The organism is Kitasatospora sp. NPDC056138 (assembly GCF_042264695.1).
In the GTDB taxonomy this organism is placed as follows: domain Bacteria; phylum Actinomycetota; class Actinomycetes; order Streptomycetales; family Streptomycetaceae; genus Kitasatospora.
This window is the reverse complement of record NZ_JBHJVK010000027.1, coordinates 20,979-46,604: the sequence shown is the minus strand read 5'-3', so window position 1 is coordinate 46,604 and position 25,626 is coordinate 20,979. Positions and strand designations below refer to the sequence as shown.

Below are 25,626 nucleotides of genomic sequence, written 5' to 3'. Positions count from 1 at the left end.
GGGGTAGCCTCCGCGGGGCCCCCCACGTCGTGTTCCCCCACGTCCGCGCCCCCGCCCACCCGCGGGCGGGGCGCGCTGCCGTCGGACGGACCGGCGCCACCTGCGGGCCAGTCGAGCACGGGTGCGGAGCCGAGGTAGGCGCTCCATTCGGCCGTGAGGGTGCCGAGGTCGAGGGTCGCCAGCACCCGCTCGTGGGCGGCGAGGTGCGCGGCGGCGGTGTTCTCGGGAACCGCGTCCCGAGGGCCCCCGGCCGCGTACGCCTGCTCGATCTCCCGCTCCAGTACGGGCAGGGCGGCGCCGTCCACGGCCGTGCCGGGAGCCTGGACGACCAGCAGGGTGCCGTCCTCCCAGCGGTGGAGCACCGCGCTGAGCAGCGGGCCGTCCGCCGGGCGGGCCGGACCGGCGGCGCGGGCCTCGGCCAGCTTCAGGGCGCGGTCCACCGCCCCCCAGCCGGTGCCGGGCACCTCGACCGTCTCGACCCCGCCGGCCCGGAGCGCCGGGTGGAGCGGGGCCACCCGGTCGAGCGCGGCGGCGAGCCGCTGCGCGTCGACGCGGCCCGTCCCCAGGTACGCCAGCGTGGCGACGGGGGCGTCGGGCCCGGACGGGCCCGGACGACCCTGTGCCGCGGGGCGTTCCGTGCGGTCCGCCTGCTCTCTCGTATCCATGGCTGTTCCCCTCTTTTTCCTGTGCGCTTTCGGGTGCTCGGACGGGTCGGCCGGCAGCGGGCGCCCGGTCGCCGTCCTCCGCGCCCGTGGTGAGCCGTCCGGCGCCGGAGCCCGCCGACGCGGCCGTGCCGTACGCGGCGTCGAACCGGCCACGGGGCCCGCAGTCGGCCGTGGCGTCCGGAGCCGGCCGGGGAGCCGGCCGGTTGGTGCCGCCGGTGGCCGGTCGGCGTGGGCCGGCTCAGAGCACGGGTGCCTCCAGGACCCGTACGACGGGAGCCCGGTCACGTTCCGCCCCGACGCTCGCCACGGCGCCGAGCGGGACGGTGAGGACCGGGTCGGTGTGGCCGAACGGCAGGTCCGTCACGATGGGGACGTCCCCGGGGAAGGCGTCCAGCAGGATCCGGTGGAACGCCTCGTCCCGTTCGGGTGCGTGCGGGCCGCCCGGCGTCCGGCCGACCAGCACCGCCGTGGCCCGCCCGGCGATCCCCAGGTGCCTGAGCTGGGTGAGGCTCTGCTGGAACGCCGGTACGGACGCGCCGGCCGCGGTGCCCTCCAGGCACAGGACGGTCGGTCCGTCCGGAGGGCGCAGCCAGCGGGTGCCCGCGAGCACCCCGAGGGTGGGGACGTTGCCGCCGAACAGCACGCCCTCGCCCCGGCCCGGACGCAGCACGCGGGGACCGCCGGAGTGCCGGGGGCGCACCTCCTGGTCCGCGGACGCCCAGTCGCCGCACGGCTGGGTCCACCAGTCGGGCAGCGGCCAGACCCCGCCGGAACCGGCCGTCAGGGTCGCGCGCAGGTGGCTGGTGGTCTCGGGGAACGGCTCGGGCCACTCGCCGAACTGCGGGAGCAGCGCCGGACCGTAGAAGACCGTGGCGCCGGTCAGCGCCTGGTAGCCCAGCAGCAGAGCGGTGTTGTCGCTGTAGCCGACCAGGATCTTCGGCGGCAGACCGGCCAGCGGGTCGAGGTGCTCCAGCAGGTCGTTGGCGTTGTTGCCGCCGATGGTGGTGAAGACGGCCTCGACCTCGGGGTCGGCGAACAGCTCGATCAGCGCGCGGGCGCGCTCGCGGCCGGTGCCCGCGATCGATCCCGCGTACCGGCCCTCCGGAGCGAGCCGCACGGTGCAGCCCAGCTCCCGCTCCAGCGCGGCCACGGCCCGCCGGGTGCGGACCGGGAAGCGACCGGCGGCCCAGGCGCTGGTCGCGGCCACGCCGACCACCGCGCCGGGGGTCAGCCGGGGCGGCGGCAGTGTCCCGGCCGTGCCGGTGTTCCGTTCGCCGGTCACGAGGCGCCGAACAGGAAGCGCAGGGCGTTGCCGGACAGCAGCGCGTCGGTCTCCGTGCCGGAGAGCCTGAGCGAGCCGAGGATGCGGTCGAGCGCCTCGGGTATCTCCGCGCCCAGCACCCGCCCGTCGTCCCAGGGCTGGAGGTGCCACGGCGTGTCCAGGGAGAACATCAGCCGCTGTCCGTACCGGCCGATCAGCTCGGCCAGCCTGGTGTCGGCGTCCGCGGGCCCGGGGTCGCCCACGGTCCGTTCGCAGACGGCCTCCCAGGGCCCGAGGTCGGCGTACACGCCGGGCCGGGCCAGCACCTCGTCCAGGCCCGGGTTGAGGAAGCCCAGGTGGGCGATGCTGATCCGGGCTCCGGCGCGGACCGCGGCCTCGACGACCGAGTCCGCGATCTCCGCCAGATCACCGAGGCGTCCCTGGGGGGAGCAGTGCAGCACCGTGGGGACGTTCCAGCGCGCGGCCAGGTCGAGGTAGCCGCGGTCGACGTACTCGGCGAGCGGGGTCTCGGCGGCTGGCGGGTGCCACTTGAGCGCGAACACCTCGTCCGTACGGGTCTCGTAGTCGGCGGCGAAGTCCTCGGCCGAGCGGAACGGGTCGACCATCAGGGCGGTCAACGGCAGCCCGGCGGAGGCCGGGTTGTCCCGGCGGAACCGGGCGCACTCGTCGAGGAGTTCGAGGTTGCGCTCCCGGATCACGCCGCTGCACGTGGCGGGGTCGACGGGGGTGCCGGTCGGCTTGAACCTGCGGTAGTACGGCATCGGCAGCACCAGCGCACCGGTGACCGCGGGCGGTCCGGACGGCAGCGCGGCACCGAGCGAGGTGAGCAGGCCCATCAGCTCGTCGACCGACTGGCGGTAGGTGTGGTGCGAGTCCTCGCGGTGGTAGACGAGTTCGGCGCCGGCGTGTTCGTGCGAGCTGATCAGCGCGGGCCCGGTGGACAGCAGCGCGCGCGTCCGATCGCGCAGCCGGCCGGGCCGGTCCGGTGCGGTGGGGGCGGCCTGGACGAGGTCGGCGGGGAGCAGCCCGTAGACCACGCTGTCGACCCGCCCGCCGTGCGTCGTCAGGGCGCTGCGCAGCACCCCTTCACGGACGAACCCGGCCTTCTCGGCGACGCGTTGGGAGGCCCGGTTGCCGGTGGCCGCGAGGAGCGTGATCCGGCGCACCGGGGTGACCTCGAACGCCCAGGCCGCCAGGGCGCGCACCGCCTCGGGGGCGAAGCCCCGGCCGCGCGCGGCGGGTGCGGCCCAGTAGCCGATCTCCGTGGTGGACTCGGTCCAGTTGGTGGACTTGAGGCCGAAGCACCCGACCAGTTCGCCGCTCTCGGCGTCCTCGGCGGCGAACTGCACCCCGTCGCCGGAGAGCAGCGACGCGGGGGCGCCTTCGGTGCACCACCAGTGGGCGTGGTCGAGGGTGTAGGGGCGCGGCAACGGCAGCCACTGCTGGGTCAGTTCGTCGTCGCAGGCGGCCTGGACCGCCGGGACGTCCTGCACGGTGAAGGGACGCAGGACGAGCCGTTCGGTCCGCAGGGACGCGTCGGGAAACCTGGTCATCTCGCTACTCCTGGATGGGACTTGAGAATGCGGGTGCCGCGGTTCGGCGTTCGGGCCCGCCCGGTCGGCGGGTGTGTCCGGTGCGGGGTGTGTCCGGTGCGGGGTGTGTCCGGTGCGGGCGTCACTTCTCGCCGCGGAACTTGCGGCCCAGCAGCACCGAGTCCGCGGTCGCGCTCCCGCAGTGCGCGCACGGCCGGGTCGCGGCGGCGCCGTCCCCGCCGGGCGTGCCGAACACGCCGTACGCACCGCGCGGGCGGCCGATCACGTCGAGCACGTCCTGCGCCAGTGCAGCCGACACGCAGGCGTCCGCCGCGCAGAGCGGCAGCCGGGCCGCCGCCGGGACGCCGTCGAGGTCCGCCCGGGTGGGGAACCCGGTCAGATCGACCACCCGGGAGCGGTGCTCCTGCTCCCTGGTGCGAACCAACTCGCGTCCCAGTGATTCCAGTTCGGAGGTGACGAGATCCGCGAGCCGGTGTTCGGCGACCGGCTTTCCGGTGCCGGCGTCCTCGCCGAGGAGCAACTCCCCTCCGTCGGCCTGCTCGTCCCGGACGGTCAGGAAGAGCGGCGCGCCGTGGGCCCTGGCCCGGGTGACCCGGGCGGCGTAGCCGCGGTGGTCGTCGAAGACCGTGGCGCGCACACCGTGCGCCAGCAGCGCCTCGGCCAGAGCGTTCGCCCAGTCGGTCCCCTCCCGCACGGCGGGAACGACCGCGACCTGCACGGGGGCCACCGAGGGGTGGTACACCGGCTTGTCGGCCTCGGCGTGCGAGTGGACGAGCAGCGCCAGCACCAGCCGGGCGGAGAACCCGAAGTTGAGCATGGACAGGGCCCTGCCCTCGCTGCGGATGCCGAACGTGTCGCTGAACCGGGTGCCGAGTTCGTACACCGAGGTCAGCGTGGTGGACGTGCCCTCGGGCAGCAGGGTGACGACCTCGTGGCGGCGGTCCGCGTACACCCGTCCGTAGTCGGGCGCCTGGAGCCGCTCCACCGCGACGGTGGGCAGGCCGATGGCCGAGCAGACCCGCCCCGGACCGTGCAGCATGAAGTCGACGTCCGAGTCCGCGTCGTCCAGGAACGCGGCCTGCGCCTCGAAGAACGGCCAGACGAAGCGTTCCATCCACAGCGGGCGCATGCCGTGGCCCTCGTGGCGGCCGACGGTGCGGACCGAGGTGACGCGGAACGGCGGCAGGCGGCCCTCGTCGAGCCACTGCGCCATCACGGTGGAGATCTGTGCCTCGATGGTCGAGGCGAGCGCGTGCGGCGCGGTGCCGCCGTCCGCGCCGTGCAGCACGTAGATCCGGTCCAGGAAGCTCTTGATGGAACCGGCCTGGCGCTCCAGCACCTCCAGCGGCACCGCGGAGGGCAGCCCCAGTTCCTCGTAGCCGGCGTCGGCGAACAGCCGCCGGAAGCGGTCGAGGACGTGGGAGCAGAGTTCGTAGCCGTGCGGCAGCCAGCCGCTGGCGCCGGACACCGGGTACTTGGCGTTGATGATGTGGGACCGCTGAAGTGCCGCGGCATCCCCCGCCCACCGCTCGGTGCTCATCGTGCGGTCACCTCCGTGCCGCGCAGCAGCGCGTACTGACTGATGTGGAAGAAGGAGACGGACAGGGGCTGGAGCCGGTTGTCGGCGTCCATGTAGCAGGCGCTGTACTGCTTGGCGGCCGCCGCGGGCAGCCGCTCCAGGGAGGCGGTCACCCGCCCGTCGTGCCGCCAGACCAGCGCCGTGCCGCCGTCGCCCTCGCCGCTTCCTCCGCCCTCGCCGCTGCTGCCGCCGCCCTTCAACGCCCAGGTCTCCGGGGCGGGTTCGGCCGGTACGTCCAGCTCGGTGAGGATGCGTCCGATCAGTGCCGCCAGGTCGGTCTGCCGTTCCTGCGGTTCGGCGAGCAGTCCGTCCACGCAGACCAGGTCCTCGGCGTCCGGACCCGATCCCGCCACCGGTGCCACGGCCGGCCCGCCGGTCCAGTAGCCGACCGGGAGGTCCCGCCAGCTGAAGCGCTGCTTGGCGACGAGCGGAAGCCCGCGCAGGCACAGCCCTGCCGTCGGGTACCAGCCCTTGGGCTGGTCCGATCCGTGCGTGGTGAGCACGACCTTGCGCAGCTCCGGGTTCAGCCAGTCGCGCACGGGATTGGTGAGCAGCGGGGGCACGAGCACCGGCAGGTGCGTGCGGCGTACCGAGACCGAGCGCAGCAGCGGCTCGATCCGCAGCTGCGATTCCCGCAGCCGCTCCAGGGCCCGGCCGGTGAGTACGTAGTGGCCCTCGGGGCCGTACTCACGCCGGATCAGCCTGTCCTCGGCCGGGGCAGGCGTACTGCTGGGGGGCAAGAGCATGGTCAGTCCAGTGGGAGGGTGCGGCTCGCCGGGCCCTGGAGCGCAGGGCCCGGCGACGAGCGTCACGGGGTGAGGGAGACACCGTTGAGGCGCGGGGCGAGCTGGAGCTCGCGGATGTCCTTCTGCTGCAGGACCCACATCAGCCAGCGCTCGATGCCCAGACCGAAACCGGAGGTGTGCTGCGGGTGGGTCTCCTTCATCCGGACGTACCAGTCGTAGTCCTCCTCGGGGACCTCGTGGTGGGCGAGGGCCTTGCGGGTCTGCTCGCCGTCGATGTGGCGCTCGCCGCAGCCGACCGTCTCGCCGATGCCGAAGAGCAGGTCGCCGTTGAGCGCCGTGCGGCCCTCCTCGTCGCCGTACGCCTGGTAGAAGGGCACCGACAGGTGGTCGTAGTGGGTGACCCACAGGATCGGGCTGATCTCGTTGAGCAGGCGGCGCTCGCCGTGCCGGGAGAGGGTGCGCCAGCCGTTGTGGTGCTCCACGGCCTCCGGGTCGTCACCGAGGTGGGCGACGGCCTCCTCGAAGGTGATGCGCGGGAAGGTCTCCAGGCCGGCCATCTGCCGGAGGTGCTCGGTGGTGCCCGCGATCGCCTCGACGTCGTCGGCGTAGCGGTCGAGGACCGCCTGGGCCAGGCGGCGCATGTAGGCGTCGACGGCCTCGATGCACTCGTCGAGGCCACCCGGAAGCTCGGCCTCGCTGTGGAAGAACTGGTTGAGGTGGGTCTCGTCGGCGTCCTCGCCGCGGAAGCTCGGCATCAGGTACCAGCTGCCCGTGGGGCTCAGGCGACAGCCGTACTCCAGCATGAACTGCATGGAGTCGGCGAGGTAGGTGCGCTGCCCGAACAGGTCGATCTCCACCGGCAGCGAGTCACTGCCGAGGCCCATGGGGCTGGAGATGCTGTTGGTGGTGATCGGCAGGTGAACGGACTTGACGCCGCGCTCGCTCCAGAAGGCGGCGGTCTCCGTGGTGGTCAGGTCCTGGAGGTCGACCAGGGTGCGGAACAGCGGCTGGTCGACGATCTCCAGGAAGCGGTCCGCAGAGGGACGCCATCCGCCGTGGGTGTACGTGGGCGTAGCCAATTTAATTCCCCTTGAGTGAGATGCGGTTCGCGTCCCGGAATTGGACGGACCGTCGCAGACGGGCGCGATTTTCTCGGTGCGGTACTTCTGCCGCTTCCGCCGCGCACTGCCGTCTTTCTGTGTCTCCATCCTGGTCGACCGCCGGCCGAAAAGCAGCAGATTTCGCTGGCGCGAGGATGCCTGGCAGTTTGGTGCTCGGCCGGGGGAAAGGCGGAATGCAGAAAGAGGCCGGCGTCCTCAGGAATCCCTGAAGACGCCGGCCTCGCCGGTCGGAACACGCGGGCGGTCGTCCGCGCGTCCGCCGGTGGAAGAGAGGGCTAGCCCATGTCCACGGCGTGCATCCAGCCGTACGGATCGGCCTGCTGCCGGTACTGGACGGCAGCCAGCTCGTCCCGCAGCCGGGTGGTGACCTTTCCGGGCCGGCCGTCCCCGATCCGGGCGCGACCCGACGGCGTCGTCACCGCGCCGATCGGTACGACGGACGCGGCGGTGCCGCAGGCGAACGCCTCGGTGACGCGTCCGTCGGCCGCGGTGAGCTCGTCCACGGACACCGGCCGCTGGACCACGTCGAGACCGAGGCCGGCCGCGAGCGTGAGCAGGCTGTCCCGGGTGTTCCCGGCCAGGATCGTGCCCGACAGGCCGGGAGTGATCAGCTGGTCCGTGCCGTTCTCCCCGCGTCCGACGCAGAAGAAGTTCATCGCGCCGAGCTCCTCGACCCAGCGGTGCTCCGCCGCGTCCAGCCACAGCACCTCCTGGCAGCCGTTCGCCAGCGCCTCCGCCTTGGCGGAGAGGCTCCCGGCGTAGTTGCCCGCGCACTTGGCCGCCCCGGTACCGCCGGGAGCGGCCCGGATCTGGTCGGTGGCGCACCAGACGTCGATGGCCTGGTAGCCACCGGCGAAGAAGTAGTCCACCGGCGAGGCGATGACCGCGAACAGGTACTCCTGGGCCGGCCGTACGCCCAGACTCGGCTCGACCGCGACCATGAAGGGCCGCAGGTAGAGGCTCTGCCCGTGTCCCCTGGGCACCTCTGCCGCGTCGGCGCGGACCACGCGTTCGCAGGCGTCCAGGAACATCTCGACGGGCAGTTCGGGCATGGCGAGCCGCCGGGCACTGAGCACGAACCGGTCCGCGTTGGCACGCGGGCGGAACAGTGCGAGCGAACCGTCCGCCGCCGGGTAGGCCTTGAGCCCCTCGAAGACCGCCTGTCCGTAGTGCAGGGCCATGGCGGCCGGGGACAGGCTCAGCGGACCGTGCGGGACGAGTTCCAGCGGCGTCCAGCCCCCGGCGGGGGTCCACCGGGACACCACCATGTGCGGGGTGAAGTGGACGCCGAACCCCAGGGCGGGTGCGTCCGACCCCGTGCGTGCGGTCGGGCCGCCCGTTGCGGTGGTCACGGCGTCACTCGGCCATCTCGTAGGCGGGCAGCAGCGCGGCCTCCAGCTCGGCGGCCCGCTCCCGGAACTGCTCCTCGCTGTCCGCGCCCAGGACCAGCAGCAGGCACCACACGGACGGGTGCAGCTCGCCGATCTCGGACCCGGCGTGCCGCGACCGGACGGTGTCCAGCACGTACGGGAAGCGGGAGACCAGCTCGTCGGAGGGCTCCGCGACGATCGTGCCGGGCCGGTCCGGAGCGAGGTTGATCCAGCCGACGTACGGGTACGGCGGCTCCTGCAGCTCCAGCGGCTCGCGGCCCTTGCCCATGATCGCCTCGACCCACAGTTCGCGCAGGTCGGCGCCGAGCGGACCGAAGCTCTCGGGGATCGCGCCGCCCGCCACCCGGGTGGCGATCTCGGAGAACCACAGCTGCCCGTCGGCGCGGCGGAAGAGTTCGAGGTGGGTGATGTCGTCCGTGATGCCGAACCCGGTGTTGATGCGCTCGTGCAGCGCCTCGACCTCTTCGTACAGGGCCTGCTCGCGCTCGCGCGGCAGCAGGATCGAGCCGTTGTCCCGGCCCGGCGTCTCCACCAGCATGCGCGGCCGCAGGTAGCGGCTGACGCCGAGGACCTGGGCCCGGCCGTCCTCCCAGACGGCGTCGACGTGGTACTCGTCGCCGTCGATCGGCTCCTCGGCCAGGAGGAACTGGGCGAGCGTCTCCCGCCCGGCCGCGCGCAGGATCGCGGCGAGCTCCTCGGGACCCTCGACCTTGGAGGTGTCGACCGAACCGAGTCCGGCGGCGGGCTTCACGATGACCGGGAAGCCGATCTCCTCCTCGACCCGGCGGACCGAGCCCTCGACATCGGCCGTGGAGAGCGAGACGTACCGGGCACAGGCGATCCCGGCCTGCCGGGCGCGGTCCTTCATGGCCCGCTTGTCCCGCATCAGGACGGACTTCTCGATGGCCGGCTGCTCCAGCCCGAGCAGCGTCGCCAGGTACGCGGCGCTGAACTGGCTGAACTCGGAGAGGCTGAGCACCCGGTCGATCTTCACCCCGGAGGACCGGATCTCCACCGCGAGCTGGGCCATCTCGTCGAGCGCGTCGAAACTGCGGATCACGTAGTGCCGCTCGACCCTGGCGATCAGCTCCGGGTCGATGGCCCGGTTGGCCGCCTCCCACTCGTCGTAGACCAGGGTCACCCGGGCCCCGCGCTCAAGCAGCGATCGCAGGGTTGTCTGATCCCACCGGCACACCAAGACGTTCATTCGCTCTTCCCCTGCCTCTTTCCGTCAGCTCTCTTCGTCCGGCCGTCCCGGTCAGTCCCAGTTGAGGCTGTCCTGCGCGAGGGGGGCGGCGGCGGCCGTCTGCTGGATGGGGCTCCTGGTCACGTCCGCGGCGGCGGAATTCGCGGCGCTCAGCGCGAGAACGGCGGCAATGCCGGAAAGGACGGCGGCAGTACGAGTCAGGAGCTTCATTTCTTTTTCCCACCCTGGTTCACAGATACGGCAGAGTTCTCGTCGGCCCGGCGTCCGAACGCCGGCCGCGACCCCCTCTGGACAAAATCTTGCAACGCCCTCCGTCCCAGGCCAAGCGTTCCGTTTGGCATCTTCCGGTCTGGCACCCAGGTGCAATGCCCGCGGGCCTCGATCTGTTCTGAAAGCACCCGGAGTGTCCGGGTCCCGCGGTCCGCCCGCCCGGCCGTCGGTGCGGGCGGGAGCCGCGGACGCGGGGGCTCCGGTGCTCCCCCCGGCGGTCGGCCGCCGACCGGAAACCCGGCGGATCGATCTTGCGGAAGTTAGGATCCACGGTTGTGGAGCTGAGGCAGTTGGAGTACTTCGTCGCGGTCGCCGAGGAGCAGAACTTCACCCGGGCGGCCGAGCGGGTGCACATCAGCCAGTCCGGTGTCAGCGCCCAGATCCGCCAACTGGAACGTGAGCTCGGAGCCGAGCTGTTCGACCGGTCGGCACGCAGCGCCACCCTCACCGTCGCGGGAAGGGCCGCGCTCGGCCACGCCCGCGCGGTGCTCGCCGCCGCCGGGGCGGTCGGCCAGGCGGTCGGCGAGGTGACCGACCTGATCCGGGGCCGGCTCACGGTGGGGATGGTCACCGGCTGCACCCTCACACCGCTGTTCGACGCCCTGGCGGCGTTCCACCGGGCGCATCCCGGCGTGGAGATCTCGCTGCTGGAGGACAACTCGGACCGGCTCGTCGAAGGGGTCCGCGCCGGCACCGTCGACCTGGCCCTCATCGGGACCGCGACGGCCACCCCCGAAGGGCTGGACGCGCTGACGATCATCAGCGAGCGGCTCGTCGTGGCCGTCCCGGCCGGGCACCCCCTGGCGGAACGGCGCCGGGTCGTGCTGGCCGACCTGGCGGCCCATCCGGTCGTCTGCATGCCGCCCGGCACCGGCCTGCGCACGGTGCTCGACCGGGCCTGCGCCGCCCAGGGCCTCCGGCCCGTGATCGCGTTCCAGGCCAGCGCCGCCGACGCCATCGCCGACCTGGCCGCCCGTGGGCTCGCCGTCGCCGTCCTCAGCGAGTCGATGGCCGCCCGCTACCGCGACCGGCTCACCGCCCGCACCATCGACGACGTCGAGACCCCAGCACTGCTCGCCCTGATCTGGAAGGGCGCGCACGGCCCGGCGGTCCGCGAGTTGCTGGCCCACAGCCGGCAGGCGTTCGCCGGGCCCGCGGCCGGCTGAGGGACGGGTGCCGGTCAGGGTCCCGGTCCTGACCAGGGGTCAGAACCCTGACCGGCACCGCCGGGTCGGGCCGACGGCTCAGACGTGTGCCAGCGCCGTGGCGTCGTCGAGCGAACCGAGCCCGAGCAGAGACCGGCTCCGTTGCGCCAGTCCGTGCGCACTGATCCCGTAGTGGGCCAGCACGTCCAGCTGGGAACCGTTCACGATCGGCTCGTCGGGGATGCCGAGCGCCGCGAACCGGCAGGAGGTGCCGGCGGTCAGCAGGACCCTGCCGATCGCCTCGCCCAGCCCGCCGTGCACGCTGTGCTCCTCCGCGACGACCACCGCGCGGTGGGCCGCGGACAGGCGCACCAGACCGGCCTCGTCCAACGGCCGGATGGTCGGGATGCTCACCACCGACGCGCCGACGCCCTGCGCCTGCAGCAGGTCCGCCGCCTGCAGGCAGACACCGACCGTCTCGCCGGTCGAGAACAGCACGACGTCCTCGCCGGTGCGCAGCTGCGCCGGCTCGGTGATCGACGGTACGGCGGGCAGGTCGCCGTGGACGCACTCGAGCGGGCGCTTGCCCAGCCGGATGTACACGGGTTCGTCGGCGGCCGCGGCGTACTCCAGCGCGAGCTGCGTCTCGCAGTTGTCGGCCGGGGCGATCACCGTGATGCCCGGTATCGCGCGCAGCGAGGCGTAGTCCGAGATCGAGTGGTGGGTCGCCCCCAGCGGGCCGTAGCTGATGCCACCGCTGATCCCGATCAGGCGGACGGGGTTGGCGCAGTACCCGACGTCGACCTTGACCTGCTCCAGCGACCGCGCCGTCAGGAAGCAGGCGGGGGAGATGACGAACGGCTTCCGGCCGCACGCCGCCATGCCCGCCGCCACACCGACCAGGTTCTGTTCGGCGATCCCGATCTCGACGACGTACTCGGGGAACTGCCGCGCGAACGGCTCCAGCCGTCCTGATATCCGGGAATCCGCCGTCAGCACCCGGACCGTCGGATCCGACTCGGCCAGCCGGCGCAGCGTCCGGTCCAGCACGTCCAGGTTCGGCAGGCCGTCGGCGAAACCGTGGGCTTCGCTGAACGCGCTCATCGTCCACTCCTCAGCAGCTCGACCGCGTGGTTCACGTCCGCCACGGCGGTCGCGTACTCGGCGTCGGTGGGTACCTTGTGGTGCCAGCGGATGTTGTGCTCCATGTACGAGATTCCGCTGCCCTTGACGGTGTTCATGATGATGACTCCCGGCTTGCCCTCCTGGACCGGAAGCGAGGTCAGGGCCTGCTTCAGCGCGGTGACGTCGTGGCCGTCGACCTCGCGGACCGCCCAGCCGAAGCTCGCGAACTTGTCGGCGAGCGGCTCGGAGCGCATCAGGTCGTCCGTCCGTCCGGCGATCTGCAGCCGGTTGCGGTCGACGACCGCGACCAGGTTGTCCAGGCGGTAGTGTCCGGCGCACATCGCCGCCTCCCACACCGAGCCCTCCGCCAGCTCGCCGTCTCCGAGCAGGACGAAGACCCGGTAGTCGCGCCCGTCCTCCTTGCCGGCGATCGCCATTCCGGCGCCCAGCGACAGTCCGTGCCCGAGGGCGCCGGTGCTCTGCTCGATCCCGGGCACCTTGCGGGTCGCGTGACCGACCAGGTCCGAGCCGAACTTCAGGTAGGTGTCGAGCAGTTCCCTGTCGAAGAAGCCGCACTCGGCGAGCACCACGTACAGCGCCTCGACCGCGTGGCCCTTGCTCTGGACGTAGCGGTCCCGGTCCGGGTCGTCCAGTGCGTCGGGCGAGATGTTCAGGACCTCCTTGTACAGCACGTACAGGAAGTCCAGGCAGGACAGGCTGCCGGCCATGTGCCCGTTCCCGGCGTTGCGGATGAGATCGATGACGTCGATCCTCAGCTGCCGGGCCCTGATGGCGAGTTCCGTGTCGGTTGAATCGGTCATCCGCAATGCCTCACATTCCAACGACCGGTGGACGTTCGCATCCGTTTCTGCACCGTCCCGGATCACCTCGCCGGGACGCCGTCGAAGCCGCCCTGGTACAGCACCAGGTCGCCCTTGCGGAGGTGGCCCTCCAGCAGGACCCGGGCCGTCACATCGCCGCTCCTCGCGCCGACCGCGAGCTTGCGGTCGTAGTCGACGTCGAACTTCGGGTCGAACCGCCGCGTCCATTCGTGCATCGCGTTCGGGTTCCCGCTCCGGACGGACTCGTGCAGCCAGTACTCGGCGGCGTCCACCCGGCCCTGTGCGGCGAGCAGCCGCCACAGCCTGAGCTGCGCCTCGTCACACCCCAACGAGGCCGCGAGCGCGACCGGTTCCACCGCCTCGTGGCCGTCCTCGGCCGCGTACGACTGCCGGATCGCCTGCCGGCTGTCGACCGCGACGGACACCGGACGGTCGGGGAGGTCGACGCCGTCACCGGAGTCCGCACCGCCGCCGTGCAGCAGTTCCCGTTCCTCCCGCAGGACCGCCGACTCGAAGGCGGACAGGCCCTCGTCCGAGATCTCGGGGGTGTCCATGCCCAGCCGCTTGCGAAGCCGCCATGCCAGGATCCGGCCGAATCCGGCCGCTTCGCCGGCTGCCGCGTCGTACAGGTCGAGGGCGTCCAGGAACAGACTGCACACCTCGGCGGTCACGCCCAGGGCCAGCGTCGCGACGTGGGTGGCCTGGTCCCGAAGGGCCGACAACTCCTCGGCGCCGACCGGGACCAGGGGGATGTCGTTGAAGTTGAACCAGTGGGTCGGCGAGTTCCCGCGGCGGATGAACTCGGCGACGTTTTGCACGTAGGCACCCGCCACCTCGACGGCCGAACGCCGCGGGAGCACCGCGTCGGCGACCGCGCCGACCGAGATCTCGACCGGCGTCAGCAGCGACTGCGGCGGCAGCAGCCGGCGCCGCACCCGGTGAACGCGCTCCCGCCACTCGGCGGCGCTGATCGCACCCTCGCCGCCGGCTCCGGACAGCGCCAGCCTGTGCACCGCGATGGCGGTGTCCGTGGCCACGTCCAGCGTTCCCCACGAGTCCGCCTCCGTGCGGTACGCCAGCCGGACGTCCGTGCGGTCGTTGGTCCCGGTGCCGTCCGCCCCGGTGTCACCGGCCTCGATGCCGACGTCCAGATAGCCGGCCGAGGGCAGCGCGGGCGCCGGATCGACGATCTCGAAGCTGACCGGCTTGATCTTCTGGCTGGTCACGTGGTCGTAGCCGACCTCGGCCCGGCGCTGCCAGTCCTCCCCGTAGGTGCGGGCGAGGTACACCCGGCAGGCCGCCTCCGGAGGGGCGGGCAGCCGGATCGGGCCGAACGGATGGTCGACCAGCCCGTCCAGGTCGGCCGCCGGGAACCACTGGGCCGACCACCGTTCCCGGCAGGCCGGTGAGCTGAACGCGGCCCGGTCCTCGAAGGAGCGCCACGGGAAGATGTCGACGATGGGGTAGCGCGGCCGGCCGATGTTGCCCTCCGAACGGAGCCTGCGCCCGTCACCGGAGAAGATCTTGAGGTTGCCCATCCGGCCGAACGAGGAGAAGATCCCGCGCCGGGCCAGCACCGGCAGCACCTCCTGGCGGACCCGGGGGAAGTCGGCCTCGCTCACGCCCAGGTCGCCGTCGTCGTCCCAGGGGATCACTCCGCCGTGGCGGATCGCCCCCAGCAGGGTCCCGCCGGTCATGAAGTACGGGATCTCGTGTTCGCGCAGGACTTCGTCCAGAATCGCGTAGGTGCGGTAGAGCGAGTCGATGACCGGCTGGGCGGTCCGCATGTCCTGGTGTCCCATTCAGTGTCCCTCTGTCGGTCGGGTGGGTCGGGTTCGGTCTGGTCGGTCTGGTCGGCCGGGCCAGGCAGGTCAGGCGGGTCAGGGTCGGCCCGGCCGGTCAGGTGGGGCGGCGCGGCAGTGTGCACGCGAGCGGCCCGGCGGCTGTTCCGGCACGATCACTCCGGGGCACCGGAGAGGGCCGGGACGGGTGTCCGGCCGAGTTTCAGGAAGAGCGTCGACAGGCCTGACAGGAACAGCACGGCCGCGGCGACGGCGAAGGTCGCGCCGGTCCCGTAGAAGTTCGCCAGCACACCCCAGACGATGCCACCGACGCCCATGCCGCCCTGGAGCACGATCTGATAGATCGACATGCCCCGGGCGCGCATGTCGTCGGTCAGTGAGTGCTGCATCTCGGCGCTGAGCGTCGACAGCGCGGCGATCGCCAGGAACGCGGCGGGCAGCAGCGCGACGCAGGCGATCCAGAGGGTGTGCACCGAGGGCAGCACGAGGAGCGTCGCGGCGAACACCCAGCAGGCGGCGCGGTGAACCGCGTCCATCGAGAGGAACTTCCGCAGCGCAGGCAGGCAGAACGCCGTCACCCCGGCGCCCAGGCCGAAGGCGGCCAGCAGAACGCCGTACTCGCGCGAGCCGGCGTGCAGGGTCCGGGAGGCGTAGACCGGCAGGAGCGGCCAGATCACCCCGGAGACCGGGCCGAAGGAGACGAGCCGCCAGATGACGGTCGACTTCACCCGGCTGCTCAGCACGTCCACCACGGCGTCCGTGATCCGGCCACCGGTGCCGGCGGCCGGCGCCGGCACCGTCTGCTCGCGCCAGCGCCCGAAGACGACCGCGGTCACCAGGTAGCTCAGCGAGTTGAAGGCGAAGGCGCCGCCGATGCCGACGGCCTGGACCAGGGAACCTCCGGCGATCGGGCCGAAGATCCTGGCCAGGTTCATGCTCGTCCCGTTCAGGGCGGCCGCCTGCGACAGTTGCTCGGCCGGAACGAGTTGCGGCTGGATGGCGTACCAGGACGGTGCCATGACGGCCTGGCCGCAGCCGATCAGGAACAGGACGGCCAGGGCCACGACCGGCTGGACACTTCCGGCGAGCGCCAGCAGGACCAGCAGGACTCCGCCCGCGAACATGAAGAGCTGGGTGCCCACCAGGATGGGTTTCTTCCGGTGGCGGTCGGAGAACCGGCCGGCCGGCAGCAGCAGCACCAGCACCGGGATGATCCCGACCGCCTGCACGAGCGCCACCATGACCGAGCCGTACGGCAGCATGAACCACTGCAGGGCCGACGTCTGGGACCAGGTGCCGACGTTCGAGAACATCTGGGCCAGCCAGATCCGCCGGTACGTTCCGTCGGACAACGGGCCCAGTGCCGCCGCGCCCTTCACGCTCGCCATCGGCACCGTCACCCGCTGATCCGGGAGATCACGTCGGTGGTGGAGACGCCCTCCGTACGCGGCAGGTAGACCACTCGGCAGATCTCGGACAGGTGATCGAATTTCCCGGCCCAGTCGTCACCCATGATCAGAATGTCTGCTCCGTGTTCCCGAAGGTATTTCGGTTTGTCGGCGAGTGACCACTCGACGAAAGCGTCGTCGACGTGCCTGATCGCCCGGATGATTGCGATGCGCTCGGCCAGTGAGTAGGTCGGGGCTCGGCCCTTCTTGGTGATGCTCAGCTCATCGCTCGACACACCGACCGTGACCCGACCGAATTCGGCACAGCGTTGCAGAATCCGTATGTGCCCGATATGCAGCAGATCGAACGTTCCGAAGGTGAGTACTCTCATGACATCTCTCCCGGTGGCTGCCCGGCCGGCCGGTGCGATCGGCTCTCTAGCACTTGCCGGGCATTGCACCGCTGTAGCCGGAATGCCTTCCCCACGCTCGCGGCGTCACCAGCTGTCTCCGGCATCCGGTTCGATTCCGGCATCGACTCGTGCACGGCACGCTGCGTATTGACCGGGGTTCGCAGCTCCTGGTCCGCGTGGATGATCGCAAAGACTCCGGTCGCAGCGGCCTCGGTCGCTCTCGGGCTGGGACACGCGGTCGGCAGAGCGGTGACCGGTCCCCGCTGCTCCGGTACTCCTGCCGGACACCCCGTCGGGCGGCGCGGTCGGCGACGACCGGCCCCCGCGGTGCGCCCACCGAGCCGATGGCCGGTCCGACGACGGCGGCCGCCGGTTTCTGCGGAGCCGTCGAGTCGAGCGCGCCGGATCCGGCGGCAGCGGTCGGGCCGGTGCCGTCCGTACCAGCTTCGACTCGCGCGGAAATGCACGGGGCCGGCGCCCGGCCGGGGAGTTCCCGGTCGTCGACCATTGTGTTGTTGAAGTCGACGGACGTCACGTCATGCAGGGGGCCGGATAATCCGGCGTGATCCGACCCTGGGTGAACTCCGGTGTCGAAATGTTCGCGAAGGGTGCCAGGTTCGGCATTGCCCGTGGGGTCGAGAGTCGCGGATTTCGACGGAGTTGGTGCACTGACACTGTCCGCGCTCGGCCACTGCCTGCTTAACCCCATCAAACCCCCCAAGGTCTGCGCCCGTCGCCATAGCTCCCAGCATGACGCCACGGATTTCCCGATTTATTGGCTACCCGGGCGTACGCGTCAAGAGAAAACAACTGGGAGGCAAGTGAACCGTGGAAGGGCTTCGGCCGGTCCACATTGTCTGCATTGTCGGCACTGTCCAAGGGTGGGCGAAGTAGACCCGCAACAGGCAATGTCACGACCGCCGCAGTCGCTCCTCGTATGCGCCGGCGTCTCGCCCGGAGCCCGGCGGCCGACGATTAATAAGTTCGTGTTGTGACACCGGCTCCGCCGATGCGGTGGGCGACGTCCCGCCGAGGGCGCTTCAGCACTGGGCCGGCAGTGAGAGGCGGGCGTTGTGCCGGATGCCGTGGACGGGAGCCGGCGAGCCGGGGCCCCGAGAACCAGGTGGCGTCCGGTGCCGGCACGAGCGGAGGACGCGGCAGGGTGGGCGGCACCGCCGGCCGCACCCAGCGGCGCCACGTCCCCCGACTGCGGGCCGGCGACCCCATGCGCGGCGGCGAGGCGACCGGCTTCCTCGGCGGCGGCCACGCGCTGTCCCCGCACGGGCCATGAGGATGGATCAGTGCAGTCCCGCTACGACCACATCACCGCAGGGATGCGGCGGTCGCTCATGGCGGCGCTCACCGAGATGTGGGCGGAGGCGCTGGAGGCTCGCCGGGTGATGAGCCCAGGGTCGCCCGTGGCCGTCCTGGACATCCCGCTGAGGGAGCGCCAGTAGGGGCCGTCCTGGAGACGTTTTCCAAGATCTTCTCCGGGATTTCTCCCGAGCGGCCCCGGAAAGCCAGTCAGGGCCGGTCTCCCTTGCGGGAGACCGGCCCTGAGCTGGTCTTACTGGGTCGGGGTGGCGGGATTTGAACCCACGGCCTCTTCGTCCCGAACGAAGCGCGCTACCAAGCTGCGCCACACCCCGGTCTTTCCTTTGTTGCTTCCGTCTCCGTTGCAACGAGTAGAACTCTACCGGACGAGCGCCGAGAGGTGAAATCCGGTTCCTCGGGCGGTGTCGGAACGGCTCGCAGGGGGGTGGGCCGGGGGTGTCGGCGGGGTGGGTCAGGCCTTGGGGGTGAGGGTGAGGAGGGTGGCCTCGGGCGGGCAGGCGAAACGGACGGGGGTGTAGCGGTTGGTGCCGCAGCCGGCCGAGACGTGCAGGTAGGAACGGTGTCCGCCGGCCTGGTGGGTGGAGAGGCCCTTGACCCGGTCGGTGTCGAGGTCGCAGTTGGTGACCAGGGCGCCGTAGAAGGGGACGCAGAGCTGTCCGCCGTGGGTGTGCCCGGCGAGGATGAGGGGGTAGCGGTCGGCGGTGAAGGCGTCGAGCACCCGCAGGTAGGGCGCGTGCACCACGGCGAGCGAGAGGTCGGCGTCCTCGGAGGGGCCGCCGGAGACCTCGGCGTAGCGGTCGCGGCGGATGTGCGGGTCGTCCAGTCCGGTGAACTCGATGTCGAGCCCGGCGACCTTCAGCCGCCCCCGGGTGTTGGTGAGGTCCAGCCAGCCGGCCGCGTCGAAGCCGTCCCGGAGCTTCTCCCACTCGATGTGGACGGCGCCGGTGATGCCGCGCTTGCCGGTGCCGTCGGGGTTGTTCAGCCCGTGGACGCCGGTGCGCAGCGCCTTCAGGTAGCGCGCGGGGTTCTTCTTGGCGGGCCCGTAGTAGTCGTTGGAACCGAAGACGTACACGCCGGGGAAGTCCATGAGCGGCCCGAGGGCGTCCAGCGTGGCCGGGATGCCCTCCGGGTCGGAGAGGTTGTCGCCGGTGTTGACGACGAGGTCGGGACGGAGCGCGGCCAGGCTCTGCAGCCAGCGCTGCTTCTTGTGCTGTCCGGCGACCATATGGATGTCGGAGACCTGGAGCACCCGGATCGGCCGCGCACCCTTCGGCAGGATCGGGACCTCGACCCGGCGCAGCCGGAACGAGCGGACCTCGTAGCCGACGGAGTAGACGAGGCAGGCGGCGCCGGTGGCGGCGATTCCGAGGGGGACGGAGTACAGCGGTCGCATCGGTCCATGGTCGCAGACACCGAAAGCACGTGTGAACGGGCGGTTCCCGGTCCGACCGCCCCGGTGGAGCGCGCCCGGAAGGCCGATCTGACGGCCGGTCGGCCCTGCGGGCGCCGGGTGCCGGGTCGGGGTCCGGTGGCGGCTTCACGGCGCCCGGCGCGGGCTGCCGCAGCCGGTGCGGTCGGGTGCGGTCGGGCCGTCCCGGCGCGGTGGCGGGGCAGGGCGTGGCCGGGGCGGAGCGGTCGATCGGCGGGGCGCCGCCGGGGCCGGCGGCCGGACGGGTCCGCAGTCCGTCCGGGGAGGAGGGGGAGGGGCGCGCGGGGCGCGGGGCGCGGCGAAGCGGTGTGACGGTCCGTCGGGACGGTGGGGCGGGCGGGGGTTTCGCCCACCTCGCGGCGTCGCGACGCGAGTGCAGGGCGGTTATTCGTGAGCATCAGGTTTCGGCAGGTGGGACACTCATCAACATGACAACGCTCAAGGTGCAGCTGCAGGAGGACCTCACGGCTGCGATCAAGGCCCGGGATGAGCTGCGCTCGTCCACGATCCGGCTCACGCTGGCCGCCGTCACCAGTGAGGAGGTGGCGGGCAAGACGAAGCGCGAGCTCTCGGACGACGAGGTGCTGAAGGTGATCGCCCGGGAGGCGAAGAAGCGCCGGGAGGCGGCCGAGGCTTTCGAGACGGCCGGGCGAACGGATTCGGCGGCCCAGGAGCGCGCCGAGGGCGAGGTGCTGGCGCAGTACCTGCCGAAGCAGCTCAGCGACGAGGAGCTGACCGCGATCGTGGCCGCTGCGGTGGCGGAGAGCGGGGCGACCGGGCCGCAGGGCATGGGCGCGGTGATGAAGCTGGTGCGCCCCAAGGTCGAGGGCGTGGCCGAGGGCGGCCGGGTGGCCGCCGCCGTCAAGGCCGCACTGGCGGGCTGACCGGCCCGAACCGGGCGCGGGAGCGAACCGCGCGGACGGTCGCCACGCCGTACGGCCGCGAGACCGTACGAAGGACCTGGCCGCGGTTCCCCGCGGCACCGTGCGGCGGCCGTCGGCCGTGGCGCTTCACGGCGCTTCACGGTGTCCCATGGCGCCTCACGGCGCCCGACACGCCCCACGGCGGCCGGCGCCGTATGACGGACATGACGAAGGGGTGCCCCCCGTCCGGGAGGCACCCCTTCGTCGTACCGCAGGTGGTCAGTGGTGCTTGCCCGGCTTGCCACCGGTCGCGCCGCCGGCCCCGCCGCCGATGACGCCCGGCGGCAGGGTGAAGCCGCCGTCGATCAGGCCGGTGGTGCCGGTGCCGCCGGTGGCGGCCGTCCCGTCGCCGGGCGGCGGAGCGGGGGTGCCGGGGTCGGCGCCGGGGCCGGTGGCGCCGCCCGGGGGAGTGCCGGGGTCCGGGATCGAGACCAGCTGGAAGGTGCTCTTCGGGGTGCCGACGACGGCGTCGTTCATGGCCATCTGCCAGATCGGGCCGGGGCCGTCGGAGCCGTAGACGGAGCTGAAGTACTCGCCGCCGATCGTGATGTTGCGCATCGAGACGTTGCCGCCGGGGCCGCCGAGCCACACGGCGGTGGCCAGGTCGGGGGTGTAGCCGTTGAACCAGGCGGCGTAGCGGTTGTCGGTGGTGCCGGTCTTGCCGGCGAACTCGCGACCGTCATTGATCTTGATGTTGGCCGCGGTGCCCTTCTCGGTCACCGTCTTCAGCAGGGTGTTGACCCCGTCGGCGGTGGACCCGGCCATCGCCTGGTTGCAGTTGGCCTGCGGGACCGCCATCTTCTTGCCGTCGGCGCCGACCACCGAGCTGATCGCGATCGGGTCGCAGTACAGGCCGCGGGCGGCGAAGGCGGCGTAGACGGCGGCCATCCGCATCGGGCTGACCTCGACCGAGCCGAGGATCGAGGAGGGCACCTGCGGCAGCGTCTTGCCGCTGGCGAGGGTCTTGATGCCGAGCTTGTTGATCATCTGCTTCATCGGGCAGAGGCCGACCTCCTGGCCGAGCTCGACGAAGTAGGTGTTGACCGAGCGGGCCATCGCCTCCTTCATCCCGAACGGCCCGACCTCGGACGAGTTCTCGTTCTCGACCGTGCTGCCGTCGGCCTTCCAGGAGCCCTCGCAGGTGCTCATGGTCGGGTACGGGATCTTGAACTCGGAGGGGTACTGCTGGGTGATCGGGATGCCCGACTCCAGCGCGGCGGCCGCCAGGATCGGCTTGAAGGTCGAGCCGGGGGAGAAGCCGTTGCCGCCGCCCATCGCCGCGTCGACGTTGAGGTTGACCACGGTCTGGTGCTGCTTGTCGTCCAGTCCGTAGGGACGGGTCTGGGCCATCGCCAGGATCTCGCCGGTGCCGGGCTTGACCATGGTCATCGCGGCCGAGACGTCGTCCGTCGGGTTGACCTTGGTGGTGACCGCCTTGTACGCGGCCGCCTGCTTCTCCGGGTCGAGGGTGGTGTAGATCTTCAGGCCGCCCTGGCTCCAGAGCTTCTGCCGGTCGGCCTGGGTCTTGCCGAAGACCGGGTCCAGCTTCACCACGTGCCGGACGTAGTCGCAGAAGAAGCCCATGCCCGACTGGGCGGTGATGCAGCCGTTCAGCGGCTCCTTGTACTTGATGCCCAGCGGTGCGGCCAGTGCGTCCTTGGCCTGCTGGGGGGTGATGTGCTTGTACTCCAGGAGCTTGTTGATCACGGTGTTGCGGCGCGTCTGCGCGGCCTGCGGGTGCAGGATCGGGTCGTACGCCGTGGGGTTCTGCACCAGTCCGGCCAGCATCGCGGCCTCGGGGATGGTCAGGTCCTTGGCGCTCTTGCTGAAGTAGCGGCCCGCGGCCGCCTCGACGCCGTACGCCTGGTGGCCGTAGAAGGTGATGTTCAGGTAGTTGGTGAGGATCTGATCCTTGCTCAGGTCCTCCTCCAGCTTGATGGCGTACTTCAGCTCCTGGATCTTGCGACCCATGCTCTTCTTGGTGGCCTCCAGGAACGCGTCCTGGTCGTCGCCGGCCTTCTCCACGTTGACGTTCTTCACGTACTGCTGGGTCAGCGTGGAGGCGCCCTGGGCGGCGGAGCCGGACTCGGCGTTCTTGCTGGCCGCGCGCAGGATGCCCTTGAGGTCGATGGCGCCGTGCTCGAAGAAGCGGTTGTCCTCGATGTCGACCTGGGCCTGCCGCATGATCGGGGCCATCTGGTCCTTGGTGAGGACGGTGCGGTCCCGGTCGAAGACCTTGGCGATCACGCCGCCCTTGGCGTCGTAGATGTACGAGGCCTGGGAGAGCGGCGGGGTCTTGAAGTCGTCCGGGATGTTGTCGAAGCTCTCGGCGGTGTCCTTGGCGGTCAGCCCGAGTGCGCCGACGGCCGGCAGTGCCATGCCCGCGACCAGCAGTCCGGCCAGCACGCTGGTGCCCAGGAACTTGAGTCCGAGGCCGGCCTTGTCGACGGAGAGTCCCGGGGGTCGCTGAGGTGCCATGGGGAAACCCTACGTTGCCAAATACCCGGCGAGGGGGCAGGTGTTCGCCTACGCTTGTCACAAGACTGCGACAGCTTCGCTCTGTTCATCGTCATCACTCTTGTGAGTGATGAGCTTTGCCCGAATCGCCCCTGTTTGGGGTAGCTGGAATCGGGCCCCGTCGGCGATCTCATGGCAGAGCGTGACGAGAGTGGTCCAAGCGGCCCTGACAAGCCCCGCGACCTGCGATCACTCCAACGAGTGAGAAGTCAGATACCCATAGTCCGATCGGGTCATTTGAGATTGAGCCCGTAGGGGCTGTTGCACGCTGTCGTTCTTCCGTAACGTCCTCAACTGGCAACGGTGAATATGCCGTTGCCGCCGTGGGGGAGCCCCGATTCGGGAGAGGACGGCGCCGGCATGGGCTGGGTGGACGACTGGAGTGCGCAGGCTGCCTGCCGCACGAGTGATCCGGACGAACTGTTTGTTCAGGGGGCAGCACAGAATCGCGCCAAGGCGGTGTGCAGCGGTTGCCCGGTGCGCACCGAGTGCCTGGCGGACGCGCTCGACAACCGGGTCGAGTTCGGCGTGTGGGGCGGGATGACCGAGCGCGAGCGCCGGGCGCTGCTGCGCCGCAGGCCGACGGTGATGTCCTGGCGCAGGCTGCTGGAGACGGCGCGTACGGAGTACGAGGAGTCGCTCGCGACCGGTGTCATCCTCACCGACTACGCCCAGGCGGGCTGACCGGGGCCAGGCCGTGCGAGGGCGGGCGGCTCACTCCGTCCCGCCGAGGCGGTTGCCGATGGCACGCAGGCCGTCCAGGTCGTGCACGTCGCCGGGCAGTGCGCCGACCTCCACGATCGGCACGTCCGGGTAGACCGACACGAAGCGGTCCCGGGTGCGCCGTTCCCGGTCCATGATCTGCATCCGCTCGGCGTGCAGTCGGAGCAGCCCGGCGGCCAGCGCCTCGGCTGCCGGCGAGGAGTTCGGCGAACCGTTCTCCTCCAGGGCCTCGGCCGCCGCGAGTGCGCGCTCGGTCGTGAGCTGCGGCGCGTCCGTGCCGTGCACCCGGTTGAGCACCAGCCCGGCCAGCGGCATCTCGTCCGCGGCCAGCCGGTCCACGAAGTAGGCCGCCTCGCGCAGTGCGTCCCGTTCGGGCGCCGCGACCACCAGGAAGGCCGTGCCGGGTGCCTTGAGCAGCTGGTAGGTGCGGTCCGCCCGCTCGCGGAAGCCGCCGAACATCGAGTCCATGGCGCCGACGAAGGTCTGGACGTCGGTCAGCAGCTGGGCGCCGAAGATCTTTCCCAGCGTGCCGGTGATCAGGCCCATGCCGACGTTCAGGAACTTCATCGCGCTGCGTCCGCCGACCTTGGCGGGGGCGGTCAGCAGGCGGATCACCCTGCCGTCGAGGAAGGAGCCGAGGCGGTTCGGCGCGTCCAGGAAGTCCAGCGCGGACCGGGACGGCGGGGTGTCGACCACGATCAGGTCCCATGCGTCGGCCGCCCGCAGCTGGCCGAGCTTCTCCATCGCCATGTACTCCTGGGTGCCGGCGAAACCGGCCGACAGGGACTGGTAGAAGGGGTTCTCCAGGATCGCCTTCGCCCGCTCGGGCTCCGCGTGGGCCAGCACGACCTCGTCGAAGGTCCGCTTCATGTCGAGCATCATGGCGTGCAACTCGCCCGCCCCGGCGGTGCCCTTGACCGGGCGCGGGGTGTTGTCCAGCTCGCTGAGGCCCATCGACTGGGCGAGCCGGCGCGCGGGGTCGATGGTCAGCACGACCACCTTCCGGCCGCGCTCCGCCGCCCGCAGGCCGATCGCGGCGGCGGTGGTGGTCTTGCCGACCCCGCCGGAGCCGCAGCACACCACGATCCGGGTCTTCGGGTCGTCGATCAGTGCGTCGATCGCCAGCAGTGCCGTCATGCCGCCCCCTGTCGCTTCAGCTCGCCCGCCAGCCGGTAGAGACCGCCGAGGTCCACGCCCTCGCCGAGCAACGGGAGTTCGTACGTCGGCAGCCGCAAGTGCTGCAGCGCCGAGCGCTGTTCGCGCTCCAGCTCGACCCGCTCGGCGTGCTCGCGGGCCTGTTCGAGCAGCGGGTCGAGCAGCGGCTCGACCGCCGCGCGGACCGTCGTCGCGGCCCGGGAGCGCCCGCCCAGTCCGGCCTCGCCGAGCGCCCGGGCGACCTCCTCGCGGTGGTCCCCGTCGACCGCCGCCACCGCGGCGGCGTCCAGTACGGGTGGCCGGACCATGTTCACCATGACTCCGCCGACCGGCAGTTGGGCCTCCTGGAGCTCGGCCACGCCGTCCACGGTCTCCTGTACCGGCATCTCCTCCAGCAGCGTGACCAGGTGCACCGCCGTCTCCGGCGACCTGAGCACCCGCATCACCGCCTGCGCCTGCCCGTGGATCGGCCCGATCCGGGCCAGGCCCGCCACCTCGGAGTTGACGTTCAGGAACCTGGTGATCCGTCCGGTCGGCGGTGCGTCCATCACGATCGCGTCGTAGGCGCGGCGTCCGTCGGGGCCCTTGCGGCGGGCCGCCTCGCAGGCCTTGCCGGTCAGCAGGACGTCCCGGACGCCCGGTGCGATGGTCGTCGCGAAGTCGACGAAGCCCACCTTCTGCAGCGCCTTGCCGGCCCGGCCCAGCTTGTAGAACATGTCGAGGTACTCGAGCAGCGCCAGCTCGGTGTCGATCGCCAGCCCGAAGATCTCCCCGGAGCCCTTGCCCGGCAGGCCGAGCTGGGCGGGGGTGACGGCGGCGATCTTCCGCTCCTGGTACGGCAGTGCGGCGATCCCGAACATCTCGGCGATGCCCTGCCGGCCCTCGACCTCGATCAGCAGCGTCCGGCCGCCCTCGGCGGCGAGGGCGATGGCGAGCGCGGCGGCCAGCGTGGTCTTCCCAGTGCCGCCCTTGCCGCTGACGACGTGCAGCCGGACGCCCTCCCAGTCCCGGTCCC

At 71.6% G+C, this 25,626-nt stretch carries 21 protein-coding genes, 1 tRNA gene and 2 pseudogenes; 5 read left to right on the top strand and 19 right to left on the bottom strand.

Annotated features, from left to right (window positions below):
• The 9 genes and pseudogenes from ACFC1R_RS18610 to ACFC1R_RS18570 form a co-directional block, all read right to left on the bottom strand.
• Positions 1–665: pseudogene (locus ACFC1R_RS18610) on the bottom strand (hypothetical protein); the annotation flags it as partial.
• 238 nt (positions 666–903) lie between these two features.
• A complete protein-coding gene (locus ACFC1R_RS18605; protein WP_375939806.1) occupies positions 904–1,947 on the bottom strand; it encodes a S66 peptidase family protein in 1,044 nt (347 codons plus the stop codon).
• The gene (locus tag ACFC1R_RS18600) at positions 1,944–3,500 is read right to left on the bottom strand and encodes a GNAT family N-acetyltransferase (protein WP_375939804.1); all 1,557 of its coding nucleotides are present in this window, start codon (positions 3,498–3,500) and stop codon (positions 1,944–1,946) included. The genes ACFC1R_RS18605 and ACFC1R_RS18600 overlap by 4 nt, the downstream gene beginning before the upstream one ends.
• Before the next feature lie 121 nt (positions 3,501–3,621).
• On the bottom strand, positions 3,622–5,040 hold the full coding sequence (locus ACFC1R_RS18595; RefSeq protein WP_375939802.1) for a His/Gly/Thr/Pro-type tRNA ligase C-terminal domain-containing protein: 1,419 nt from the start codon (positions 5,038–5,040) through the stop codon (positions 3,622–3,624).
• Positions 5,037–5,825: a hypothetical protein gene (locus ACFC1R_RS18590; protein ID WP_375939800.1), complete on the bottom strand. Its 789-nt coding sequence runs from the start codon at positions 5,823–5,825 to the stop codon at positions 5,037–5,039. Before ACFC1R_RS18590 ends, ACFC1R_RS18595 begins: the two co-directional genes overlap by 4 nt.
• A 62-nt stretch (positions 5,826–5,887) precedes the next feature.
• Positions 5,888–6,904, bottom strand: coding sequence for an amino acid--tRNA ligase-related protein (locus tag ACFC1R_RS18585; protein ID WP_375939798.1), 1,017 nt, complete (start codon positions 6,902–6,904; stop codon positions 5,888–5,890).
• Positions 6,905–7,221: 317 nt separating this feature from the next.
• Complete coding sequence (locus ACFC1R_RS18580; RefSeq protein WP_375939796.1) at positions 7,222–8,298, bottom strand: branched-chain amino acid aminotransferase; 1,077 nt, start codon at positions 8,296–8,298, stop codon at positions 7,222–7,224.
• 4 nt (positions 8,299–8,302) lie between these two features.
• The gene (locus tag ACFC1R_RS18575) at positions 8,303–9,544 is read right to left on the bottom strand and encodes an acetyl-CoA carboxylase biotin carboxylase subunit family protein (RefSeq protein ID WP_375939794.1); all 1,242 of its coding nucleotides are present in this window, start codon (positions 9,542–9,544) and stop codon (positions 8,303–8,305) included.
• Positions 9,545–9,595: 51 nt separating this feature from the next.
• Entirely contained in the window at positions 9,596–9,754 is a 159-nt protein-coding gene (locus ACFC1R_RS18570) for a hypothetical protein (protein ID WP_375939792.1), read from the bottom strand.
• 335 nt (positions 9,755–10,089) lie between these two features.
• Between ACFC1R_RS18570 and ACFC1R_RS18565 the strand changes: the two genes are divergently transcribed.
• Complete coding sequence (locus ACFC1R_RS18565; protein ID WP_375939790.1) at positions 10,090–10,980, top strand: LysR family transcriptional regulator; 891 nt, start codon at positions 10,090–10,092, stop codon at positions 10,978–10,980.
• Between the two features lie 78 nt (positions 10,981–11,058).
• On the opposite strand, the gene ACFC1R_RS18560 is transcribed toward ACFC1R_RS18565, so the two are convergent.
• The 5 genes from ACFC1R_RS18560 to ACFC1R_RS18540 all read right to left on the bottom strand — a co-directional run bounded on the left by ACFC1R_RS18560 (position 11,059) and on the right by ACFC1R_RS18540 (position 16,508).
• Entirely contained in the window at positions 11,059–12,063 is a 1,005-nt protein-coding gene (locus ACFC1R_RS18560) for a transketolase family protein (protein WP_375939788.1), read from the bottom strand.
• A complete protein-coding gene (locus tag ACFC1R_RS18555; protein ID WP_375939786.1) occupies positions 12,060–12,905 on the bottom strand; it encodes a transketolase in 846 nt (281 codons plus the stop codon). Before ACFC1R_RS18555 ends, ACFC1R_RS18560 begins: the two co-directional genes overlap by 4 nt.
• Before the next feature lie 62 nt (positions 12,906–12,967).
• On the bottom strand, positions 12,968–14,728 hold the full coding sequence (locus ACFC1R_RS18550; protein ID WP_375939784.1) for a LicD family protein: 1,761 nt from the start codon (positions 14,726–14,728) through the stop codon (positions 12,968–12,970).
• 155 nt (positions 14,729–14,883) lie between these two features.
• Positions 14,884–16,116: an MFS transporter gene (locus ACFC1R_RS18545; protein ID WP_375939782.1), complete on the bottom strand. Its 1,233-nt coding sequence runs from the start codon at positions 16,114–16,116 to the stop codon at positions 14,884–14,886.
• Between the two features lie 8 nt (positions 16,117–16,124).
• On the bottom strand, positions 16,125–16,508 hold the full coding sequence (locus ACFC1R_RS18540; RefSeq protein WP_375939780.1) for an adenylyltransferase/cytidyltransferase family protein: 384 nt from the start codon (positions 16,506–16,508) through the stop codon (positions 16,125–16,127).
• 1,198 nt (positions 16,509–17,706) lie between these two features.
• On the opposite strand from ACFC1R_RS18540, the pseudogene ACFC1R_RS18535 reads away from it, so the two are divergent.
• Together ACFC1R_RS18535 and ACFC1R_RS18530 are read left to right on the top strand one after the other, a co-directional pair.
• Positions 17,707–17,805 (top strand): annotated as a pseudogene (locus ACFC1R_RS18535) (glycosyltransferase family 2 protein); the annotation flags it as partial.
• A 25-nt stretch (positions 17,806–17,830) separates the two neighbouring features.
• Positions 17,831–17,986 (top strand): hypothetical protein, encoded by a 156-nt coding sequence (locus ACFC1R_RS18530; RefSeq protein ID WP_375939778.1) that lies wholly within the window; start codon positions 17,831–17,833, stop codon positions 17,984–17,986.
• Positions 17,987–18,104: 118 nt separating this feature from the next.
• Here ACFC1R_RS18530 and ACFC1R_RS18525 read toward each other — a convergent pair.
• A tRNA-Pro gene (locus ACFC1R_RS18525) sits at positions 18,105–18,178 on the bottom strand.
• A gap of 137 nt (positions 18,179–18,315) precedes the next feature.
• Positions 18,316–19,257, bottom strand: a complete 942-nt coding sequence (locus tag ACFC1R_RS18520) for a metallophosphoesterase (protein ID WP_375939776.1) — start codon at positions 19,255–19,257, stop codon at positions 18,316–18,318.
• Positions 19,258–19,721: 464 nt separating this feature from the next.
• On the opposite strand from ACFC1R_RS18520, the gene ACFC1R_RS18515 reads away from it, so the two are divergent.
• The gene (locus ACFC1R_RS18515) at positions 19,722–20,177 is read left to right on the top strand and encodes a GatB/YqeY domain-containing protein (RefSeq protein WP_375939774.1); all 456 of its coding nucleotides are present in this window, start codon (positions 19,722–19,724) and stop codon (positions 20,175–20,177) included.
• A gap of 258 nt (positions 20,178–20,435) precedes the next feature.
• Here the strand turns inward: ACFC1R_RS18515 and ACFC1R_RS18510 are convergent, their stop codons facing one another.
• Positions 20,436–22,694, bottom strand: coding sequence for a transglycosylase domain-containing protein (locus ACFC1R_RS18510; protein WP_375939772.1), 2,259 nt, complete (start codon positions 22,692–22,694; stop codon positions 20,436–20,438).
• A gap of 399 nt (positions 22,695–23,093) precedes the next feature.
• Here ACFC1R_RS18510 and ACFC1R_RS18505 point away from each other — a divergent pair, with 399 nt between their 5' ends.
• Positions 23,094–23,417 (top strand): WhiB family transcriptional regulator, encoded by a 324-nt coding sequence (locus ACFC1R_RS18505; protein ID WP_033333275.1) that lies wholly within the window; start codon positions 23,094–23,096, stop codon positions 23,415–23,417.
• 30 nt (positions 23,418–23,447) lie between these two features.
• Here ACFC1R_RS18505 and ACFC1R_RS18500 read toward each other — a convergent pair whose 3' ends face one another.
• The gene (locus ACFC1R_RS18500; protein WP_375939770.1) at positions 23,448–24,593 is read right to left on the bottom strand and encodes an ArsA family ATPase; all 1,146 of its coding nucleotides are present in this window, start codon (positions 24,591–24,593) and stop codon (positions 23,448–23,450) included.
• Positions 24,590–25,600 (bottom strand): ArsA-related P-loop ATPase, encoded by a 1,011-nt coding sequence (locus tag ACFC1R_RS18495; protein ID WP_375939895.1) that lies wholly within the window; start codon positions 25,598–25,600, stop codon positions 24,590–24,592. Before ACFC1R_RS18495 ends, ACFC1R_RS18500 begins: the two co-directional genes overlap by 4 nt.
• Between the last annotated feature and the right edge of the window lie 26 nt (positions 25,601–25,626).